The organism is Sphingomonas sp., from assembly GCF_965227385.1.
GTDB lineage: Bacteria > Pseudomonadota > Alphaproteobacteria > Sphingomonadales > Sphingomonadaceae > Sphingomonas.
This window is the reverse complement of sequence record NZ_OZ245750.1, coordinates 1-16,695: the sequence shown is the minus strand read 5'-3', so window position 1 is coordinate 16,695 and position 16,695 is coordinate 1. Positions and strand designations below refer to the sequence as shown.

The window sequence follows — 16,695 nt, the reverse complement described above, 5'->3', positions numbered from 1 at the left end:
GCGCTGCCTTGCCGCCGGCAGGGGAGCGCCTATTCTGATGCGATGAGTGCAACCACAATCGGTCCGGCCCGGCTTCGTCGCAGCATTGCGCGGATTGCGGCGTTGCGCACGCAGGATCCGCTGAACGCACTGGCAGAGCTGCATCGTGTGCAGGACACCGGTGGGGAAGGCGCGGACGTCGCCCGGGTCGAGGCGGAACTGCTGCTGGATCTGGGCTGCGGCAGCTTTGCCGCGGCGGTCGCCAACCGTGCGATCGACCGGCATGGCGCCTCGATCGAACTCGAACTACTGCGGCTGCGGGGCCATCTGGCGGCCTTTGCCCGCAAACAGGCGTTTCCGATCGTGGATGCGATGCTGGGGCGCCCCGGCCTCGCGCGCGCGGTGCGGCACGAACTGGCCAAGGCTGCGCATGAACTCGGCCTGTTCGATCAAGCGCGCGCAACCTATGAACTGCTGCTGCGCGAGGATGCGACCGATGTGGCCGCCCTGGTGAACCTGGGCCATATCAACCAAAAGCTCGGGCGGATGGATATGGCGGAGCGCTGTTTCCAACAGGCGCTGACGGTGCGCCCGCATTCGGGCCACGGCATCCGCCTGCTCGCCTATGTCCGCAAGCAGCGTGACGCCAGCGACATCGCACGCCGCGTGGCGGCGGCGTTGCCGCATCTCGAACCCGATAGCGAGGATATGGCGGCTGCGCATTTCGCGCTGGGCAAGGCGCTGGAGGACAGCGGCGACTATCGGGCCGCATTTGATGCCTTTGCCGCAGGCAACCGCATCATGCGGGCGCTCGCCCCCTACTCGCATGAAGCGAGCGAAGCAGCGTTCGCACTCACCCGGAGCTATTTCGAGGGCCGCCCGGTCGCGGCTCCGCAGCCGGCGTCGCGGCCCGCGCCGTTGTTCATCGTCGGCCTGCCGCGCACCGGCAGTACGCTGCTCGACCGCATGCTTGGCTGTCATCCGGACGTCGCGACCATGGGCGAACTGGGCAACGTCAAGGAGGCGATGAAGGTCGCCACCGGCTACGCCGGCGGGCCAGGGTTCCACGAGCATTTCTATGGCCAGCCGGATCGCGTCGTGGATGTGGCGGCGATCGGCGCACATTATCGCGCCAACGCCGCGCCCGAAGGGTTTGCCGGCAAATGGTTCACCGACAAATATCATATGAACTTCTTGGATCTGGGCCTGATCGCCGACGCGCTGCCGGCCGCCCGGTTCATCCATACCGTGCGCGATCCGCTCGACACCGTGTTCGCCAATTTCAAGCAGATGTTCTCGCTCGGCTTTCACCATTTCTCCTACGACCTGGAGGAGTGCGCGCGCTATTATCGCTGCTATCGCGCGCTGATGGCGTTCTGGGTCGATCGCCTGCCGGGTCGTATCTTGGAGGTACGCTATGCGGACCTGGTCCGCGATCCCGCCGGCACGTTACGCGCGGTGAAGGCTTTTCTGGGTCTCGACTGGCACGACGCATGCCTGACGCCCGAGCGCAATGTTGCGCCAGTGGATACGGCCAGCCTCGCCCAGGTGCGCCAGCCGATCTACACCTCCGCGCTGAACCATGCCCAGCGTTACGGTGACGCGCTGAACCCGGCGCGCGCGATATTGGAGGCGGCATGAACTTCCAGGGCGATATCGAGCTGCTCGGTACCGTGCCGATCGCGCCCCTGCAGGCGGCGGTGCGCGCATTCGACGAGGCGCGGTGGTACGAAGACCAGAGCCGCCAGGAGCTGTTCGACGCGCATGCCAGTACCGCCATGGTGAAACTGATCTTCGATGCCGATTATCGCCATCGCGATCCCACGGTTCACCCCGCTTATGGCGAGCTGCTGCCGCTGCTCGACCCGGTCATGACGCTGATCCGCGCGCATTTCAGCAGGACGATGCGCCAGCGCCGCTGGATCGCGCGGCATGGCGCGGGCTATTTCGTACGCATGATCCTGACCCGCCTCGCGCCCCGGGCAGCGATCAAGCCGCATGCGGACGGGGGCTATTCACTGGCGCGCTGCCACCGTATCCACCTGCCGATCTGGTCGAACCCGGATTGCCGGTTCCATGTCGGCGGAACCAGCGTTGCGATGCAGCCGGGCGAGATATGGGAGATCAACAACCGGTTGATTCACGCCGTCAGCAATGATGGCGACGTATCGCGGGTCCATCTCATCATGGACTATGTCCAACCCGGCGAAACGGTGTTCGATCACGACGGCGCACTGGTCGCCTGAACAAGGGAATGCATGTGACACAGGCAGGCGGAAACTTTCGGATCGTGCGGATCTACCTCAAGGACGTCTCGTTCGAAGCCCCGGGCGGGCACCACAGCTTCACCAATGACTGGAAGCCGGAACTGTCGATCGATACCGACGTGGCTGCGGCGCAGGTGGCAGAAGATCTGCACGAAGTCGCCACGCGCATCACCGTCACCGCGGAGAATGCCGGCACCACCGCGTTCATGGCCGAAGCGGTGCAAGCGGGGCTGTTCCACCTCAGCGGCTTCGACGCCGCGATGCAGGATCGCATCCTGCACACGGTCTGCCCCAATGCGCTGTTTCCCTATCTTCGCGAAGTGCTCGACAGCATCGCGGTGAAGGCGAGCTTCCCCGCGCTGATGCTCGACCCCATCAACTGGGACGCGCTCTACACCGACCTGATGCGCAAGGCCGGACGCCTGCCGGGATGAGCGCCGCCGATCCCGCGCGCATCGCCATGATCGCGCGGCGTTATGCGCGGCTGCCGGACGCAGAGCTGGAGGCGCGGCTGGCCAATATCGTCGTACTGTTGTCCGCGCCCCGATCGGGCAGCACGCTCCTGTTCGATCTGCTGTCGCGATCGCGCCAGGTGTTGACGATCGGTGGCGAGACGCATGCCGTCTACCGCCAATTTCCTCACCTTGCCGCCGAAAACCCGGAGTTCGATTCGGGTATGCTGGACGCGCGGCATGCCGATCCTGAAACGGTGCGCATGTTCCGCTGCATGTTCCTGGCGATGTTGCGCAACAACCAGGGCCGACTGCTGCACGACTTGCCCGGCCGCAGTACCGAGGGGTATGTGATTGTCGAGAAGACGCCACGCAATGCCCTGAACCTGCCCTTCCTCAAACACGTGTTTCCAAATGCGCGCTATGTGTTCCTGCACCGCGATGCCGCCGAAACGATTGCCAGCCTGATCGAAGGCTGGGAAACGGGCGCGCGCACCGGTCGTTTCGTAACCTATCGCAAGTTGCCAGGTTGGGATCGGGAGCAATGGTGCTTCGTCCTCCCGCGCGGATGGCGGGCGTTGATCGGAAGGCCGTTGGCGGACATCTGCGCCTTTCAGTGGAACGCCTGTAACGATCAGATCCTGGCAGATCTGGGCGATGCGCCGATGATCGGCGTCAGCTATCAGGCGTTGATCGATGCGCCGGAGATGGTGCTGACGGCGCTCGGCGAGCGGCTGAATATCGCCGGACCGTGGCAGCAGTGGCGCGACGCCGCGCTGCCCACATCGGCATCCACCGTCACCCCTCCTAGCCAGGGCAAGTGGCGGCTGCGCGCTGCGGAAGTGGATGCCGTGTTGCCGTCGACGATCCCGACCGCTCGCCGGATCGAAAGCCGTCTGGGCTCGGCATGCCGGTGAAGCGCTAGCGCAGCATGCGCGACAAACGCCAAATCATCCTCCGGGCGACTTCGTCAGGATTCACGACGACCCAGAGAGTCCCGATCTACTGCAGACGCGGTTCGGCGAACGATTTCCCGCGCTGCCGGTCCTGGAGTGGGCGGTGCCGCAGGCGTTTCAGCTTTGCTGAAACAAACTCCAACTGAAACGGCTGGTGCGCGGCTAGTCGACCGGTAGCAGGTGAAACACCCCTGCCTCCAGCTGGGCCGCGCCGCGGGTCGCGGTGCCGAGAGCGGCGGCATCGACACGCTCCGGCGCGGCGACCTCGACCCGCAGCCGATCGTGCAAGGCGCGATAGCCGATGATGTTCGACGCGCCCCCCAGCGCCGCGACGAGTGCAGCGTCGAGCGATGGAGGCGGAACGGCTGCGGCGATCGGCTGCGGTTGGTTCACCGGGGTGGTGCTGGCGCCGCCAAGTGCATCCCGAATCTCTTCCGCGATCAGGTCGGCGAGTGGCCCGAGCACGACCTGGGCCGCATTTGCCGAGGGCCGGATGATCCCGCGCGCGCCCAATGCGGTCAGCGCCGCATCGTCGATCGCCTGCTGATCGACGACGATCAGGCGCAACCGGGTGGTGCACGCGTCGACGCTGGTCAAATTGGCCGCACCGCCCAGCGCGGCCACGAACTGGGCACCGCGCCCGCCCTCTACCGCCGCGCCGCTGGCGGTCGATGTCGCCTCGCGCTCGCGCCCGGGTGTCGCAAGGTCGAGCTTGCGGATGAAGAAACGGAACAGGGTGTAATAGAGCAGCGCATAGACCGCGCCGACCGGCAGCAGCAGCCAGGGCTGAGTCGACAGCTTGAAGTTCAGCACATAATCGAACAGGCCGGCGGAGAAGCCGAAGCCAAGCTTCACACCGAGCAGGTGCATCAGCGCCATCGACAACCCGGTCAGCACCGCATGAACTGCGTAGAGCAGCGGCGCGAGAAACATAAAGCTGAATTCGATGGGCTCGGTGACGCCGGTCAGGAAACTGGTGAAGGCAAGGCTGAAGAGCATGCCGCCCACTGCCTTGCGCCGCTCCGGCCGCGCCTCATGGTACATGGCGAGGCATGCCGCGGGCAGGCCGAACATCATCACCGGGAAAAATCCGGTCATGAAAGCCCCTGCGCTGGCGTCCCCGGCGAAAAAGCGCCGCAGATCGCCGGTCACGCCGTTGAAATCGCCAATCACGAACCAGGCGATATTGTTGATGATATGGTGCAGTCCGGTGACGATCAGCAGCCGGTTGAGCACGCCATAGGCGAATAGCCCGAACTCGCCCGACCCCACGACGCCGCGGCTGACCCCGTCCATGCCGGCGCTGATCTGCGAATTCAGGCCACCGACCAGCGCAGCAAGCGCCAGACCGGCAATGCCCGCGGCGATCGGGACGAAGCGTCGCCCGCCGAAAAAGGCCAGATACTCGGGCAGCGCGATCGTTGCGAAGCGGTTGTAGAATTTGCCCCCGATCAGGCCGGAGAGAATGCCGATCGGTACCTCCAGCCGGTCGATCTGGCTGATCACCCATGTCTTGCTCGCGAGTGCAGCGGCCGCGTCCGGCAGACCCGCGCCGATATCGGTCGGCGTCACCAGGAAGGTCTGTGCCCCGGTCATGGTCGTGAGATAGCATGTGATCCCCGCCAGCGCGGCCGCGCCGTTGCCGTCGCGGGCGAAGCCCGTCGCCACGCCGATCGCGAACAGGATGCCGAGATTGTCGAAGATCGCCGCACCGGCGGCCGAGATGAAGGCGATGTCGAGCAAGTCGGGCTGGCCGACGCGCAGCAACAGTCCGGCGATCGGGAGTACCGCGATCGGCAGCATCAATGCCCGACCGAGCGGCTGGAGCGCTTCGAGGATCTTCTTCATGCGCGGCTCTCCGCAAAAGCGCGGGCGAGCGCGCGAACGTCGGCCGCTGAGGTGCAATCGAGCGCGGCGCGGGCGTGCGCCTGTGCCGAAGCCAGCGTCAGCGACCGGACGATCGCCTTTGCCTCCGCAACGAAGCCCGGCACCGCCGACAATTCCGTGGCACCCAGCCCGATCAGAATCGGCACCGCCAGCGGATCGGAGGCAAGGCCGCCACAGACCCCGACCCAGCGCCCGGCCCCCGCGCCGCGGCGGCAAGTCTCGGCGATCATGCGCAGGACCGCCGGATGCAGCGGATCGACCTGCGCCGCCACCACCGGGTTGCCGCGGTCCATCGCCAGCACATATTGACTGAGGTCATTGGTCCCGATCGACAGGAAATCGGCGTGGGCCGCCAGCAGATCGGCGGTGATCGCCGCCGCCGGGGTCTCGACCATCACGCCGACCGGAACCGGCTCGGCAATCCCCAGATCCCCCCGCAGCCGGTCGACAACGGTGCGCACCGCGACGATCTCCGCGACGCTCGCCACCATCGGCAACATGATGCGACATTGGCCAGCGGGCCGGACCCGCAGAATTGCACGCAGCTGGCTTTCGAGCAGATCAGGATGTGCAAGGCCGACGCGGATGCCGCGCTGGCCGAGCGCCGGATTCTCCTCCGCCGCGAACGGGAGATAGGCGGCGGGCTTGTCGCCGCCGATGTCGAGCAGGCGGACAATGACGGGCAGGCCGGGCAGGGCATCGGCGATCCCCTGATATGCGGCAAGCTGCTCATCCTCCGACGGCGCAGCATTGCGGCCCAGAAACAGGAATTCGCTGCGCACCAGTCCCGATCCTTCCGCCCCCTGTGCGGCGGCGGCGTGCGCATCCTCGACGCTGCCGAGATTGGCGAACAGCTCGATCCGCGTGCCATCGGCGGTGTGGCAGGGATCGCTGGCGGCCGCCTGCGCGGCGGCGCGGCGTGCGCTGCGCGCATCGCATCGGGCGGCAAAGGCATCGTGCGTCGCCGCGTCGGGCGCAATCGTCGCGCAACCCGTCTCGGCATCGAGCAGCATGGTGACGCCGGGCGTTGCAGCATCGAGCGCATTGCCCATCGCCACCAGCGCAGGCAACCCCATTCCCGCGCACAGAATTGCCACGTGCGAGGTCGGGCCACCGCGCGCAAGACACAGGCCGGCGGGCCCCGCTTCGGCAAGAGACACCAGCTGGGACGGGAGCAGGTCATCGGCAACCAGGATCGCGCCCGGTGGCGCCGCATCGGCATCGGCGGGGGTCCCGGTCAGCACTGCCAGCACCTGTCGCTCGATATCGATCAGGTCGTCGATCCGTTCGACCAGATGCGCGTTGCGGGTCGCGCGCAGGGCGTCGATCTGGTCATGCACCGCGCCGCGCCAGGCAAAGCCTGCGCTCGCGCCCTCGGCGATCCGCGCATCCGCCGCGCTGGCGAGGCCGGGATCATCGAGCAGCGCGAGGTGCGCCGTCATCACCGCCGAGACATGGCTGTTTCCGGTGGCCGCCCGCGCCGCAATCCGCTCCCCCACATCGACCAGCGCGGCGGCGAGCGCCTCGCGTTCGACCTCCACGCCCGCGCCCTCGCGCTGCACCGCGATCGCCGCGCGATCAATCCGCGCGACCGGCCCGATCGCCAGGCCGGGAGCGGCGATCACGCCTGCAATCTGTCCGGGCTCCAGCAAGCGCGCGTTGACGGGCGGCCGCGCATCGGCGGTGGGCACCCCTTCTCCCATGTCGGTGTCGAGCAGCGCCATCATCGCGGCGAGCGCGGCTTCGGCATCGTCGCCGCGCGCCTCGATCCGCACCACATCACCCAGCTTCGTGCCCAGCGCGAGCAGGGCGATGGGGCTGCGCGCGTCGCCACGCTGTTCGCCCAGCACCAGGTGCACATCGGCCTCGAACCCGCGCGCGCATTCGCCGATCCGTGCGGCGGGGCGGGCGTGGATGCCATGGGGCAGACGCAGCGTCACCGTCTGCGCAATCACCGTCCCGTCATCCGACCAGCGGCGCTGGGTCTGAGCAGTCGGGGCGAGTGCCATCAACTCCTCACACGCCCCGACCGCGCGGTCAACGGTGCGGCGGGTGATGGTAAAGGCTTCGGCGTTGGTCACCACGACCGGTGTGATGAGGCTGGCGGCGGCGAGCGCAACTGCATCGAGGTCGAAGCGGATCAGCGGATCGCCGCGCAGCACGCGCGCGCCCGGCGCCACCAACGGCGTGAAGCCCCGCCCCTTCAGCGCGACCGTCTCCAGCCCGATATGGATCAACAGCTCTGCGCCCTCGTCGCTGCGCAACGACACGGCGTGGGCGGAATCGTGCAGCGTCACGATCTCACCGTCGCATGGCGCGCAGACGATGTCGCCCAGCGGGTGGATCGCGACGCCGTCTCCCATCATCCGCTGCGCGAAAACGGGGTCGGGGACCCGATCGAGCTGGGTGGCCCAGCCCCGAAGCGGCGAAGTGATGATCAGCGTCATCGTGCCGCCGGTCCTTTCATCAAAGGGAAGCGCTCAGGCGCGCAGGAGCATCAGAATGTAACGGAATGCCACCGATCCAGGTACCGGTCGGCCGCAGATCGCGGTCCAGGCTGACCCAGTCGGCGCGCAGCCCGACCTCCAGCGAACCGCGCTGGTCGGAGAGCGACAGGAAATGTGCCGGGGTGGTGCTGGCCATCGTCGCGGCATCGGCGACCGACAGCCCGGTCAACGCGACCGTGTTCCGCAGCGCCGAGGCCATGTCGAGATGCGTGCCGGCCAGCGTGCCGTCGCTGAACACGCATACCCCGTTGCGCACCGTGATCCGCTTGCCCTGCAGCATGAATTCGGTCGCATCGGTGCCGACGGTCGGCATCGCGTCGGTGACCAGCATCAGCCGGTGAACACCCTTGGCCTTGACCGCGATCCGCACTGCGGCGGGGTGAAGATGCGCGTCGTCGACGATCAGCCCGCACCAGATATCCGAATCCAGCGCCGCACCGACCAGTCCCGGCGCGCGGTGGTGCAGCGGCGACATCGCATTGAACAGATGCGTGACCCCGGACAGCCCCGCATGAATTGCGCGCTTCGCGGCGTCATAGGTCGCATCGCTATGCCCTGCACTGACGATCACGCCATGGCGGGTCAGCGTCGCAATGTCTTCGGGCGCGCATTGTTCGGGCGCCAGAGTCACCATCACCCGTCCGCGGCGGGGCGCGGTCAGCAGGGCGAGCGTATCGCTGTCGAGCGGGCGAATGCGATGCGCCTCGTGGATTCCGCGCTTCACCGCGTTGATGAACGGCCCCTCGATATGGATGCCGAGCACCCCCGGAACGCCCTGAACGATCGCCGCATCGACCGCGTCGAGCGCGGCGGCGATCTGCTTCGCCGTATCGCTGATCAGCGTGGGGAGGAAGCCGGTCGTGCCGAATCCGGCATGCGCCGCGCCGATCGCGGCGATAGCCTCGAGATCGGCATGGTCGTTGAACAGCACGCCGCCGCCGCCATTGACCTGGCAATCGATGAAACCGGGCAGCAGCCAGCCGCCGTCGAGATCGATCGTCGCATCGGCACGTCCAGACCCCGCCGGGCCGATCGCGGCGATACACTCGCCCGCGACGGCGATATCGGCGGAGTCGAGCACCTGGCGCGGCGTCGCGATGCGCCCGTTGAGGATGCGGACGATCATAGCGTTTCGGTCACCTTGCGCAGGTGTGGCGGGGCGTCGGGGTCGAGCCCGCGCGCCAGCGCCAGCCGGTTGGCCAGAGCGTAAAAGCTTTGCACCATTAACAGCGGCTCGATCGCCGGATGCGCCGCCAACGCGGGCAGTTCGGCATCGGCAGCGACCGGATCGGCGAGCAGCATTTTCGCGCCGCGCGCACGAAACTCCGCCGCCGTCTCTCGCACACTGGCCCCCGCGCGGTCGCTCCCGCCAAATGCCAGGACATGGAAATTACGCCCGACGATCGCCATCGGGCCGTGCCGCACCTCCGCAGCGCTGAAGCTCTCGGCATGCAGGGCACAGGTCTCCTTGAACTTGAGCGCAGCTTCCTGCGCAATGCCATAGCCGTGACCGCGTCCGAGCACGAACAGATTGTCGGCATCGACCAGCGCCGGGACGCCAGCCGACCAGTCGAGGGTCCAGGCCTTTTCGAGCAGCTCCGGCAGCTGAGCCACCCCACCGGCGAGCGCGGCGTTGCGCGCCCAGGCGGCGACCAGCGCCGCGATCGCAGCGAGCGACGCGATATAGGACTTCGTCGCCGCGACCGAACGTTCGGGACCGGCGGACAGCGCGATCACCTCATGCGCGAGGTCGCGCAGCGGCGCATCCTCGGCATTCACCAGCGCAACGACATAGGCACCTGCACGCCGGTGGAGTTCGACCGTGGCGAGCAGGTCTGGGCTGCGCCCCGATTGCGAAATGGCGATCACCAGCCGGTTGCCTGGAAGGACCGGCGCGTTGAACAAGGTGGCGACCGACAACGCCGCCGAGGCCACCGGCACTCCGACGTAAGTCTCGATCAGATATTTGGCGTAAGTCGCGGCATGGTCGGACGAACCGCGGGCGCAGGTGATGACGGTTGCGGGCGCGTCGGCGGCGAGCCGTGCCGCAATTCGGGCGAAGGCTGCACCATTGGAATCCAGCATGCGCGCTACCGCAGCTGCGGCTTCGCCGGCCTCGCTCTCCATCAAGGTGCTGCGCTCGACCATTGTCGCTGCCCCCGCCATTGCCTGCCTTTCCCGCCGCTGTGCCGGAACACGCTGCGCCGACCGCTGGTACTATAGTTGTTATATGTGTGTCATCAAGAGGTATTCTCCGCCGGATTTTGATGATCGGCAGTCGCGACAGACTTGGACTCGGCGCAGAACCGCAAGCACTATGCCAACACACGGGTCCACTCGATCACCGCCGAGGATGTCGGCTCATTCCCCGACACGTCGGTTGCCAGCGCGTCCAAGGGATCACCGTCGGAGGGTTCGCGGAAACGGACAAAAAGCGTGTCGCGAGGAGAATACAGCTCCGGCCCAGCTTGCAAGCGACCAGTTCCAGCTTCAGCGGACATGCTAGCCAGCGCCGGAATGGCGTACATTGGTCGTGAGCTTCCGCTGGATATGACCGGCGGAGCATGTCAGCTTTTCTGAGTCGGGCAGCTTTAAGCCGCCTATCCGCTGCCGGCCCATAAGCCGACTGCGCATCGCTGGGCGGACACGTGTCCCCTCGATGATCGTTTGTTCACCAGCGTCAAGTCACTAGGCCCGTCACAGGTTGGGCGGCCTATGGCTGCGACGAGAATTGGGTTAAACGAGCAAGCAACGCTTGAGCCAGGGGGGCGGCGCTGGCCGGGTTCTGGCCGGTGATGAGCGCGCCGTCCTCGACTAGATGCGGTTCGAATGCCGCTGCTTGGCTATAGCGCGCGCCTTGCTTCAGGAGCTCGGTCTCGGCAAGCAGCGGCACAAGCTTGTCATATTCCAGCATCGCTTCTTCTTCGTTGCTGAAGCAGGTGAGCGCCTTTCCGGCAGCGAGTGGCGCGCCGTCGGGCGTCGTCGCCGTCATCAGCCCGACCACGCCATGGCAGATCGCCGCTACCGGCCGCTCATCCGCGATCAGCGCGCTGACCAGCGACCCCAGCGGCCGACAGTCTGGATAATCCCACAGTGTCCCGGTCCCGCCGACCAGGAAGATCGCGTCCAGTCGCGACGCGTCGACATCGGCGAGATCGAGCGGCGCATCCAGCTTCGCGACGACGTTCTTCTGGTCGAGAAACCAGTGACCTGCCGGCAGTAGCCATGGCTCGGCCAGGCTGGCCGGATCGAGCGGCGCCACCCTGCCGCCGGGCGTGCCGAACAGGATGTCATAGCCCGCCGCGCTCAATAGTTGGTAGGGCGTTGCCAGCTCTTCGAGCCAGACGCCGGTTTTGGCGCCGGTGTCGCCCAGCTCGCTCTGTCCCGTGAGTACGAATAGGATAGTCTTGGTCATGTCGCCCTCGTAAAGTCGCGAGAAGCGTGCGGTCTCTCTGCGGCGCAAACAATCCACCGATTAGGTGGATGGGCACAAGACCGCTTTGTGGCATGATCGCGCGATGCTGATCCGCACCAAATTGGCGCCGCCGAACAGGTCGATCGACCTGCTTTCGCGCGATGCCCTGATCGATCGGATCATCGTTTCGCAGCGGCAGTTGACGGTGCTTTCGGCGCCGGCCGGCTATGGCAAGACGACGCTGCTGAGCCAGTGCCATGCGCGCTGGCGGCAGGAGGATGTGGCGGTCGCGTGGTACAGCGTCGATGACGGCAAGTTCGAGGCGGATCAGTTCTTCGCCTATCTGATGGCGGCGCTGCACCGCGCCGGCCTGCCCCTGCCTTATTCGAGCGAGGCCATCGATGCGGGCCTGCCCGGCCTAGCGGCCGAAGCGGCGGCGCGCGCGATGGTGCTGGCGCTTGAGGCCAGCGAAGAGCCGGTGCGACTGATCATCGACGATTATCACCGCATCGCTTCGCCTGCGACCAACCGTTTCCTGGATTATGTGATCGAACGCATGCCGGCCCACGCCGCGATCGTGTTGGCGCTGCGCGGTCTGCCGGAGATCGCGCTGTCGCATCTACGGGTGAGAGGCCAGCTGCTCCAGCTCGATCAGGCGGACATTCGCTTCTCGGACAGTGAAGCGCGTGCGTTCGTTGGCGCGGAATGCGCGAAGGTGGACTGGGGCGAGCTGATCGACCGGACCGAGGGATGGCCCGCCGCGCTGCAATTGCTGCGTTTGTGGCTGGCAGGCCGGGGCAATATCGAGAATCTCGACCATCTCACGCGAAGGTCGATCGATCTGGCGGACTATTTGGCCGAACAGGTGTTTTCGGGCCTGTCAGCCGACGCGCAGCAATTCCTCCTCGAAACCTCGATTGCCGAGCGGATCAGCAAGCGGCTGGGCGACGCGATCACGCAGCGCGGTGACAGCGCGGCGATGCTGGAGCAGATGCGCCGGCAGAACCTGCTGATCGCGCCGCTGGACGATGAAGGTACATGGTATCGGTTCCATCCGCTGCTGCGCGAGTTCCTGTACGACTTGCTCGCGCAGGGGAGCCGCGAGCGCTTGGATGCGCTGCATCTGCGTGCCGCCTCGTGGCTGGCGGGTGAGGGCCTGTTGCCCGAGGCGCTGACGCATTCGGCGCTGATCTCCGATCGCGCGGCGTCCCTCGGGATCATCGAGGCGGCGGGCGGCTGGCGGATCGCGATGCGCGGTGGTCTCACCTTGCTGCGCCATCTCGATGAGATCGACACGAGCGATGTCGCGGAGTTCCCGCGCGTGGCTCTGGGTCAGGCCTATTATGCCGCGCAGACTGGCCGGCTGGTCGAAGCGCGCATTCGGCTCGACATGCTGATCGCCGCTTGCCCGCTGGCCGAGGTCGAGCAGCGCGATCCGGGGTTGGCTTGCGAGATCCTGTGCAACGACCTGGTTCTGCGCATTTATGAGGACCGTGCATTCCCGGCCGAGGCGGCGGTGATTCTCGACCGCCAGCTGACAAACGACGTCCACGACCCGTCGATGCGCGTCCTGCTGCACCATCTCTCCTCGCTCGCCAGTTTCGATCGCGGCGACGACCTATGGTGCCGCGTGCATGGCGAAAAGGCCGGACGGCTCGCGCAACTGCACCAGCTGCCGTTGGTCGAGGTCTATTCCTATCAATATCTTGGCTTGTCGCACCTGCGCACCGGCCGCCGTCGTGAAGCGGAACTTTGCTTTCGGCGCAGCCTGGAGCTGGCGACGCGCCAGTTCGGCGAGGGCAGTCCGCAGGTTGCCGTGGCATTGGCCCTGCTGGCCTATACGCTGTATCTATCGGGCAATCTCTCTACCGCGACCGACCTGCTCGAAGCGGCATTGCCGGTCATCGAGGCCACCGAGGGCTGGCACGAAGTCTTCGTCGCCGCCTATGCCGCCCAGGCCTGGCCCGCGCTACGCACAGGCGATCAATCGCGCGCCGAACAGATCCTCGACCGCGGTCGGCTGACGGCAGAACGGCGCAATTTGCCGCGCCTGCGCTATCAACTCGACCTGATGCGCGCGCGCATGCTGTTGAGCGTCGGGCAGGTGAGCGCGGCCATGCTGTTGCTCGACACGCTTGGTGAGCCAAGCCCATTGATGGTGGCGCGCGATCCGCGTCTGCCGTGCGACTATCGCATCGCGATCACTGCCTGCGCGCTGCAGCAGGGGCATGCCGATCCGGCAGCGCTAGGCGAGCTGAGGGCGCAGGCGGGCGCGACTGCTTCGACCGCGCTGGCGATCGAGCTCGACATGCTGAGCGCAACCACAGCTGCCGCGCAGGGGCGCACCACCGACGCGGCGCGGGCATTCCGCGCTGCGCTGGAGGCGGCCGAGCGGGAAGGACTGATCGGCCTCGTCTCGCAGTTCGGCGCATTGCTGCCGCCGCTGATGCAGGCGTGCGAGGCGGCACTGCACGTTTTCGAGCCGGCGCAACGCAGTGTCGTCGCGCGGTTGCGTCAGAACAGCCCGTCGGCGCGCCGCGGCGCAACTGTCGTGCCGCCTGCCGCTAGCGACATCATCGTTACCCCGCGCGAGGTGGATGTGCTGCGTGCCTTGGCGGACGGGCTGTCGAGCAAGGAAATGGCGCGGACGCTGGGAATCGCAGAGAGCACGATCAAGACGCATCGCATCAACATCTACCGCAAGCTCGACGTGGCGACACGGTCGCGAGCGATCGCGGCGGCCCGCACCCTGCGCCTGATCTGATCCGCTGGCTCCACCTTTTCGACCGATATACGCGGCGTCCCCTTCGACCGTAGCCTTCGAGAACAGGCGCACGGATCACAATCCGGCGTGACAGTCGGAGGGAGCTGCACATGAATTACCGGAAGATCCTGCTGAGCGGGGTCGCTGCGATCGCCAGCTTGAACGCAAATGCCGCGCTGGCACAGGCGGGCGAGGCCGAGGGCAACGAGATCGTCATCACCGCGCGGCAGCGGTCGGAAAGCCTGCAGAAGGTGCCGGACTCGGTCACCGCCTTTTCCGCTCAGGCGATCGAAGAGGCCGGCATCCGCAGCATCGACGATGTGACGACGCTGATCCCCAACGTCTCGCTGGTCGATGCGCAGGACGCCGGCACGGTCGCGATCAGCGTGCGCGGCATCGGCCAGGTGCGCAACGGCGAAGCGCCGGTCGCGCTGGTGATCGACGGGGTCCAGATGACTTCGACTGACATGATCAAGCAAGCGCTGTTCGACCTAGAGCAGATCGAAGTGCTCAAGGGGCCGCAGGGAGCGCTTTACGGGCGCAATGCGATCGGCGGCGCGATCAACATCACGACCAAGCGACCGACCAACGAGCTGCAGGGGCGCATCGGCGTCGATTATGCCGATGGCGACGATCGCCGGCTGTCGGGCGCGCTGAGTGGCGCGCTCGTGCCCGATCTGCTGCTGTTCCGCGTGGCCGCCGATTACCGCAAGTTCGACGGTGTGCAGCATAATGTGACGCTCGATCACAAGGTCGATTTCGTCGAGGATCTGAACCTGCGCGGGCGACTGATCCTGACACCGACCGACCGGCTGAGCTTCGACCTGCGCGGCGCCTATGGCGACCTCGATGGCGGCGCGTCCTGGTACATCCCGCTGCCGGACGGCCAGCCCAACAACACCAGCGAGCCGATCCAGAACGATTTCCTGGGGTTCAGCCCGCGCAATACCAGGGACGGCTCGCTCAAGATCGACTACCGCTTCGATCCATTCACGCTGACGTCCGTCACTGCCTACAACAAGACCGACATTGACCTCATCGAAGACCTGGACTGGACGCCCAAGTCGATCCTCGGCGCGCGACAGCTGCGGGGCTATGAGAGTTTCAGCCAGGAAATCCGGCTGGCCTCGCCCTCCGCGCAGAAGCTGCGCTGGACGGCGGGCGTGTACCTGCTCGATGCGAAGAAGCGCATCGACACCACTGTCCTGATCTCGCCCGATCCGACGGCCAGCCGCTTGCCGCCGTCCGCTTATATTCCCGTGCTGGTCGCCGCTGCGGACGAGAACATCCTGACCCGCGCCGCCTATGCGCAGCTGAACTACAGCTTGACCGACGCTCTCGAAGTGACCGCCGCGCTGCGCTACGACAATGACGAGCGCGAGCAGGTGGACCGGTTGACCGGCGGCCCACGGCGCGAGGCGAGCTTTGACGAGTGGCAGCCCAAGCTCTCGATCAAATATGATCTATCGCCGACATCGATGATCTATGCGACGGCCGCGCGCGGTTTCCGCAGCGGCGGGTTCAATCCGCCAACCGGCGTTTTCCCTGCGATTTATCGCCCGGAAGTCGCCGACACGCTGGAATTCGGCACCAAGAACAGCCTGGCGGATCGCCACATCACGCTGAACGCGGCCGCGTTCTACATGCGGTACAAGGATCAGCAGGTCTTCATCCTGAACCTCGCGGATCAAGGCATCGTCAACGTCGCCAAGACCGACATCTTCGGGTTTGAGGTGGAGGCACAGGCTCGCCCGGTGCGCGATGTGCAGATCGGCGCGTCGCTCGGCTTCATCGATACCAACATCAAGGATTTCGACGGCACGGCGCGCTTTCGCGGCAATCAGGTGCCGCTGACCTATCGCTGGTCCTATACCTTATTCGGCCAATACCGTGCGCGGCTCGGCAATGACATGTCGCTGATCGCCCGGGCGGACTATTCAGGCAAGTCCGGCAATTACTGGCACATCGACAATGCCGATCGGCAGGATCCAGTCCATCTTGTCAACGCCCGGCTGACGTTCGAGGCGCCGCGCTATTCGGTCGCGCTCTACGCCAACAACCTGTTCGACACGCGCTACACTGAGGAGTTCTTCGCCAAGGAGTTCTCAGCCGGCGCTGCCGACATCCGCTACCCGGGTCAGCCGCGTCGCTACGGCGTCGCTGCAACCTTCAACTTCTGAGGATTTGAGCCATGTCGACGCAAGTTCGCGATCTGGAAAGCATGTTTAACGGCGAGCAGGCCGCGGTCGATCTGCTCGATCGCCGCCGGCACGGGCGGGGCGTAACCTATGAGGGGCAGGACGATCAGTTCTCGCAGAACTGGTATCCGCTGTGTCGGTCGAGCGATGTCGCATCCGGCGGCGTCTTGGGGCGCAACTTCCTGGACGGTCGTGTCGCGGTCTATCGCAGCGAGGATGGCGTGGCGAACGTTGTCAGCGCCTATTGCCCGCATAATGGCGCAGATCTCT

12 protein-coding genes are annotated in these 16,695 nt (G+C 66.2%); 7 read left to right on the top strand and 5 right to left on the bottom strand.

All coding sequences use genetic code 11. The features are described 5' to 3' along the window. The first annotated feature begins 42 nt into the window (after positions 1 to 42). The 4 genes from ACO05N_RS00060 to ACO05N_RS00045 are packed head-to-tail and all read left to right on the top strand — an operon-like array spanning position 43 to position 3,615. Complete coding sequence (locus ACO05N_RS00060) at positions 43 to 1,620, top strand: sulfotransferase (RefSeq protein ID WP_422055176.1); 1,578 nt, start codon at positions 43 to 45, stop codon at positions 1,618 to 1,620. Continuing rightward, on the top strand, positions 1,617 to 2,225 hold the full coding sequence (locus tag ACO05N_RS00055; RefSeq protein ID WP_422055175.1) for an aspartyl/asparaginyl beta-hydroxylase domain-containing protein: 609 nt from the start codon (positions 1,617 to 1,619) through the stop codon (positions 2,223 to 2,225). Before ACO05N_RS00060 ends, ACO05N_RS00055 begins: the two co-directional genes overlap by 4 nt. An 8-nt stretch (positions 2,226 to 2,233) precedes the next feature. Next, positions 2,234 to 2,680 carry a protein-export chaperone SecB gene (gene secB / locus ACO05N_RS00050; RefSeq protein WP_422055174.1) on the top strand — a complete coding sequence of 149 codons (447 nt, stop codon included), beginning with the start codon at positions 2,234 to 2,236 and terminating at the stop codon, positions 2,678 to 2,680. Further along, positions 2,677 to 3,615 carry a sulfotransferase family protein gene (locus ACO05N_RS00045; RefSeq protein WP_422055173.1) on the top strand — a complete coding sequence of 313 codons (939 nt, stop codon included), beginning with the start codon at positions 2,677 to 2,679 and terminating at the stop codon, positions 3,613 to 3,615. The genes secB and ACO05N_RS00045 overlap by 4 nt, the downstream gene beginning before the upstream one ends. A gap of 201 nt (positions 3,616 to 3,816) precedes the next feature. Here ACO05N_RS00045 and nagE read toward each other — a convergent pair whose 3' ends face one another. From nagE to ACO05N_RS00020, 5 genes are all read right to left on the bottom strand, one after another. Then, the gene (gene nagE, locus ACO05N_RS00040) at positions 3,817 to 5,502 is read right to left on the bottom strand and encodes an N-acetylglucosamine-specific PTS transporter subunit IIBC (protein WP_422055172.1); all 1,686 of its coding nucleotides are present in this window, start codon (positions 5,500 to 5,502) and stop codon (positions 3,817 to 3,819) included. Next, the gene (ptsP, locus tag ACO05N_RS00035; protein ID WP_422055171.1) at positions 5,499 to 7,988 is read right to left on the bottom strand and encodes a phosphoenolpyruvate--protein phosphotransferase; all 2,490 of its coding nucleotides are present in this window, start codon (positions 7,986 to 7,988) and stop codon (positions 5,499 to 5,501) included. Before ptsP ends, nagE begins: the two co-directional genes overlap by 4 nt. Before the next feature lie 19 nt (positions 7,989 to 8,007). Continuing rightward, a complete protein-coding gene (gene nagA, locus ACO05N_RS00030) occupies positions 8,008 to 9,174 on the bottom strand; it encodes an N-acetylglucosamine-6-phosphate deacetylase (RefSeq protein ID WP_422055170.1) in 1,167 nt (388 codons plus the stop codon). Further along, positions 9,171 to 10,214 carry an SIS domain-containing protein gene (locus tag ACO05N_RS00025; protein WP_422055169.1) on the bottom strand — a complete coding sequence of 348 codons (1,044 nt, stop codon included), beginning with the start codon at positions 10,212 to 10,214 and terminating at the stop codon, positions 9,171 to 9,173. The genes nagA and ACO05N_RS00025 overlap by 4 nt, the downstream gene beginning before the upstream one ends. 547 nt (positions 10,215 to 10,761) lie before the next feature. Beyond that, on the bottom strand, positions 10,762 to 11,463 hold the full coding sequence (locus ACO05N_RS00020) for a type 1 glutamine amidotransferase domain-containing protein (protein ID WP_422055168.1): 702 nt from the start codon (positions 11,461 to 11,463) through the stop codon (positions 10,762 to 10,764). Positions 11,464 to 11,566: 103 nt separating this feature from the next. On the opposite strand from ACO05N_RS00020, the gene ACO05N_RS00015 reads away from it, so the two are divergent. From ACO05N_RS00015 to ACO05N_RS00005, 3 genes are all read left to right on the top strand, one after another. Beyond that, entirely contained in the window at positions 11,567 to 14,227 is a 2,661-nt protein-coding gene (locus tag ACO05N_RS00015; protein WP_422055167.1) for a LuxR C-terminal-related transcriptional regulator, read from the top strand. Between the two features lie 110 nt (positions 14,228 to 14,337). After that, positions 14,338 to 16,407, top strand: coding sequence for a TonB-dependent receptor (locus ACO05N_RS00010; protein ID WP_422055166.1), 2,070 nt, complete (start codon positions 14,338 to 14,340; stop codon positions 16,405 to 16,407). Positions 16,408 to 16,418: 11 nt separating this feature from the next. After that, on the top strand, positions 16,419 to 16,695 hold a 277-nt coding region (locus tag ACO05N_RS00005), incomplete at its 3' end, for a Rieske 2Fe-2S domain-containing protein (RefSeq protein ID WP_422055165.1).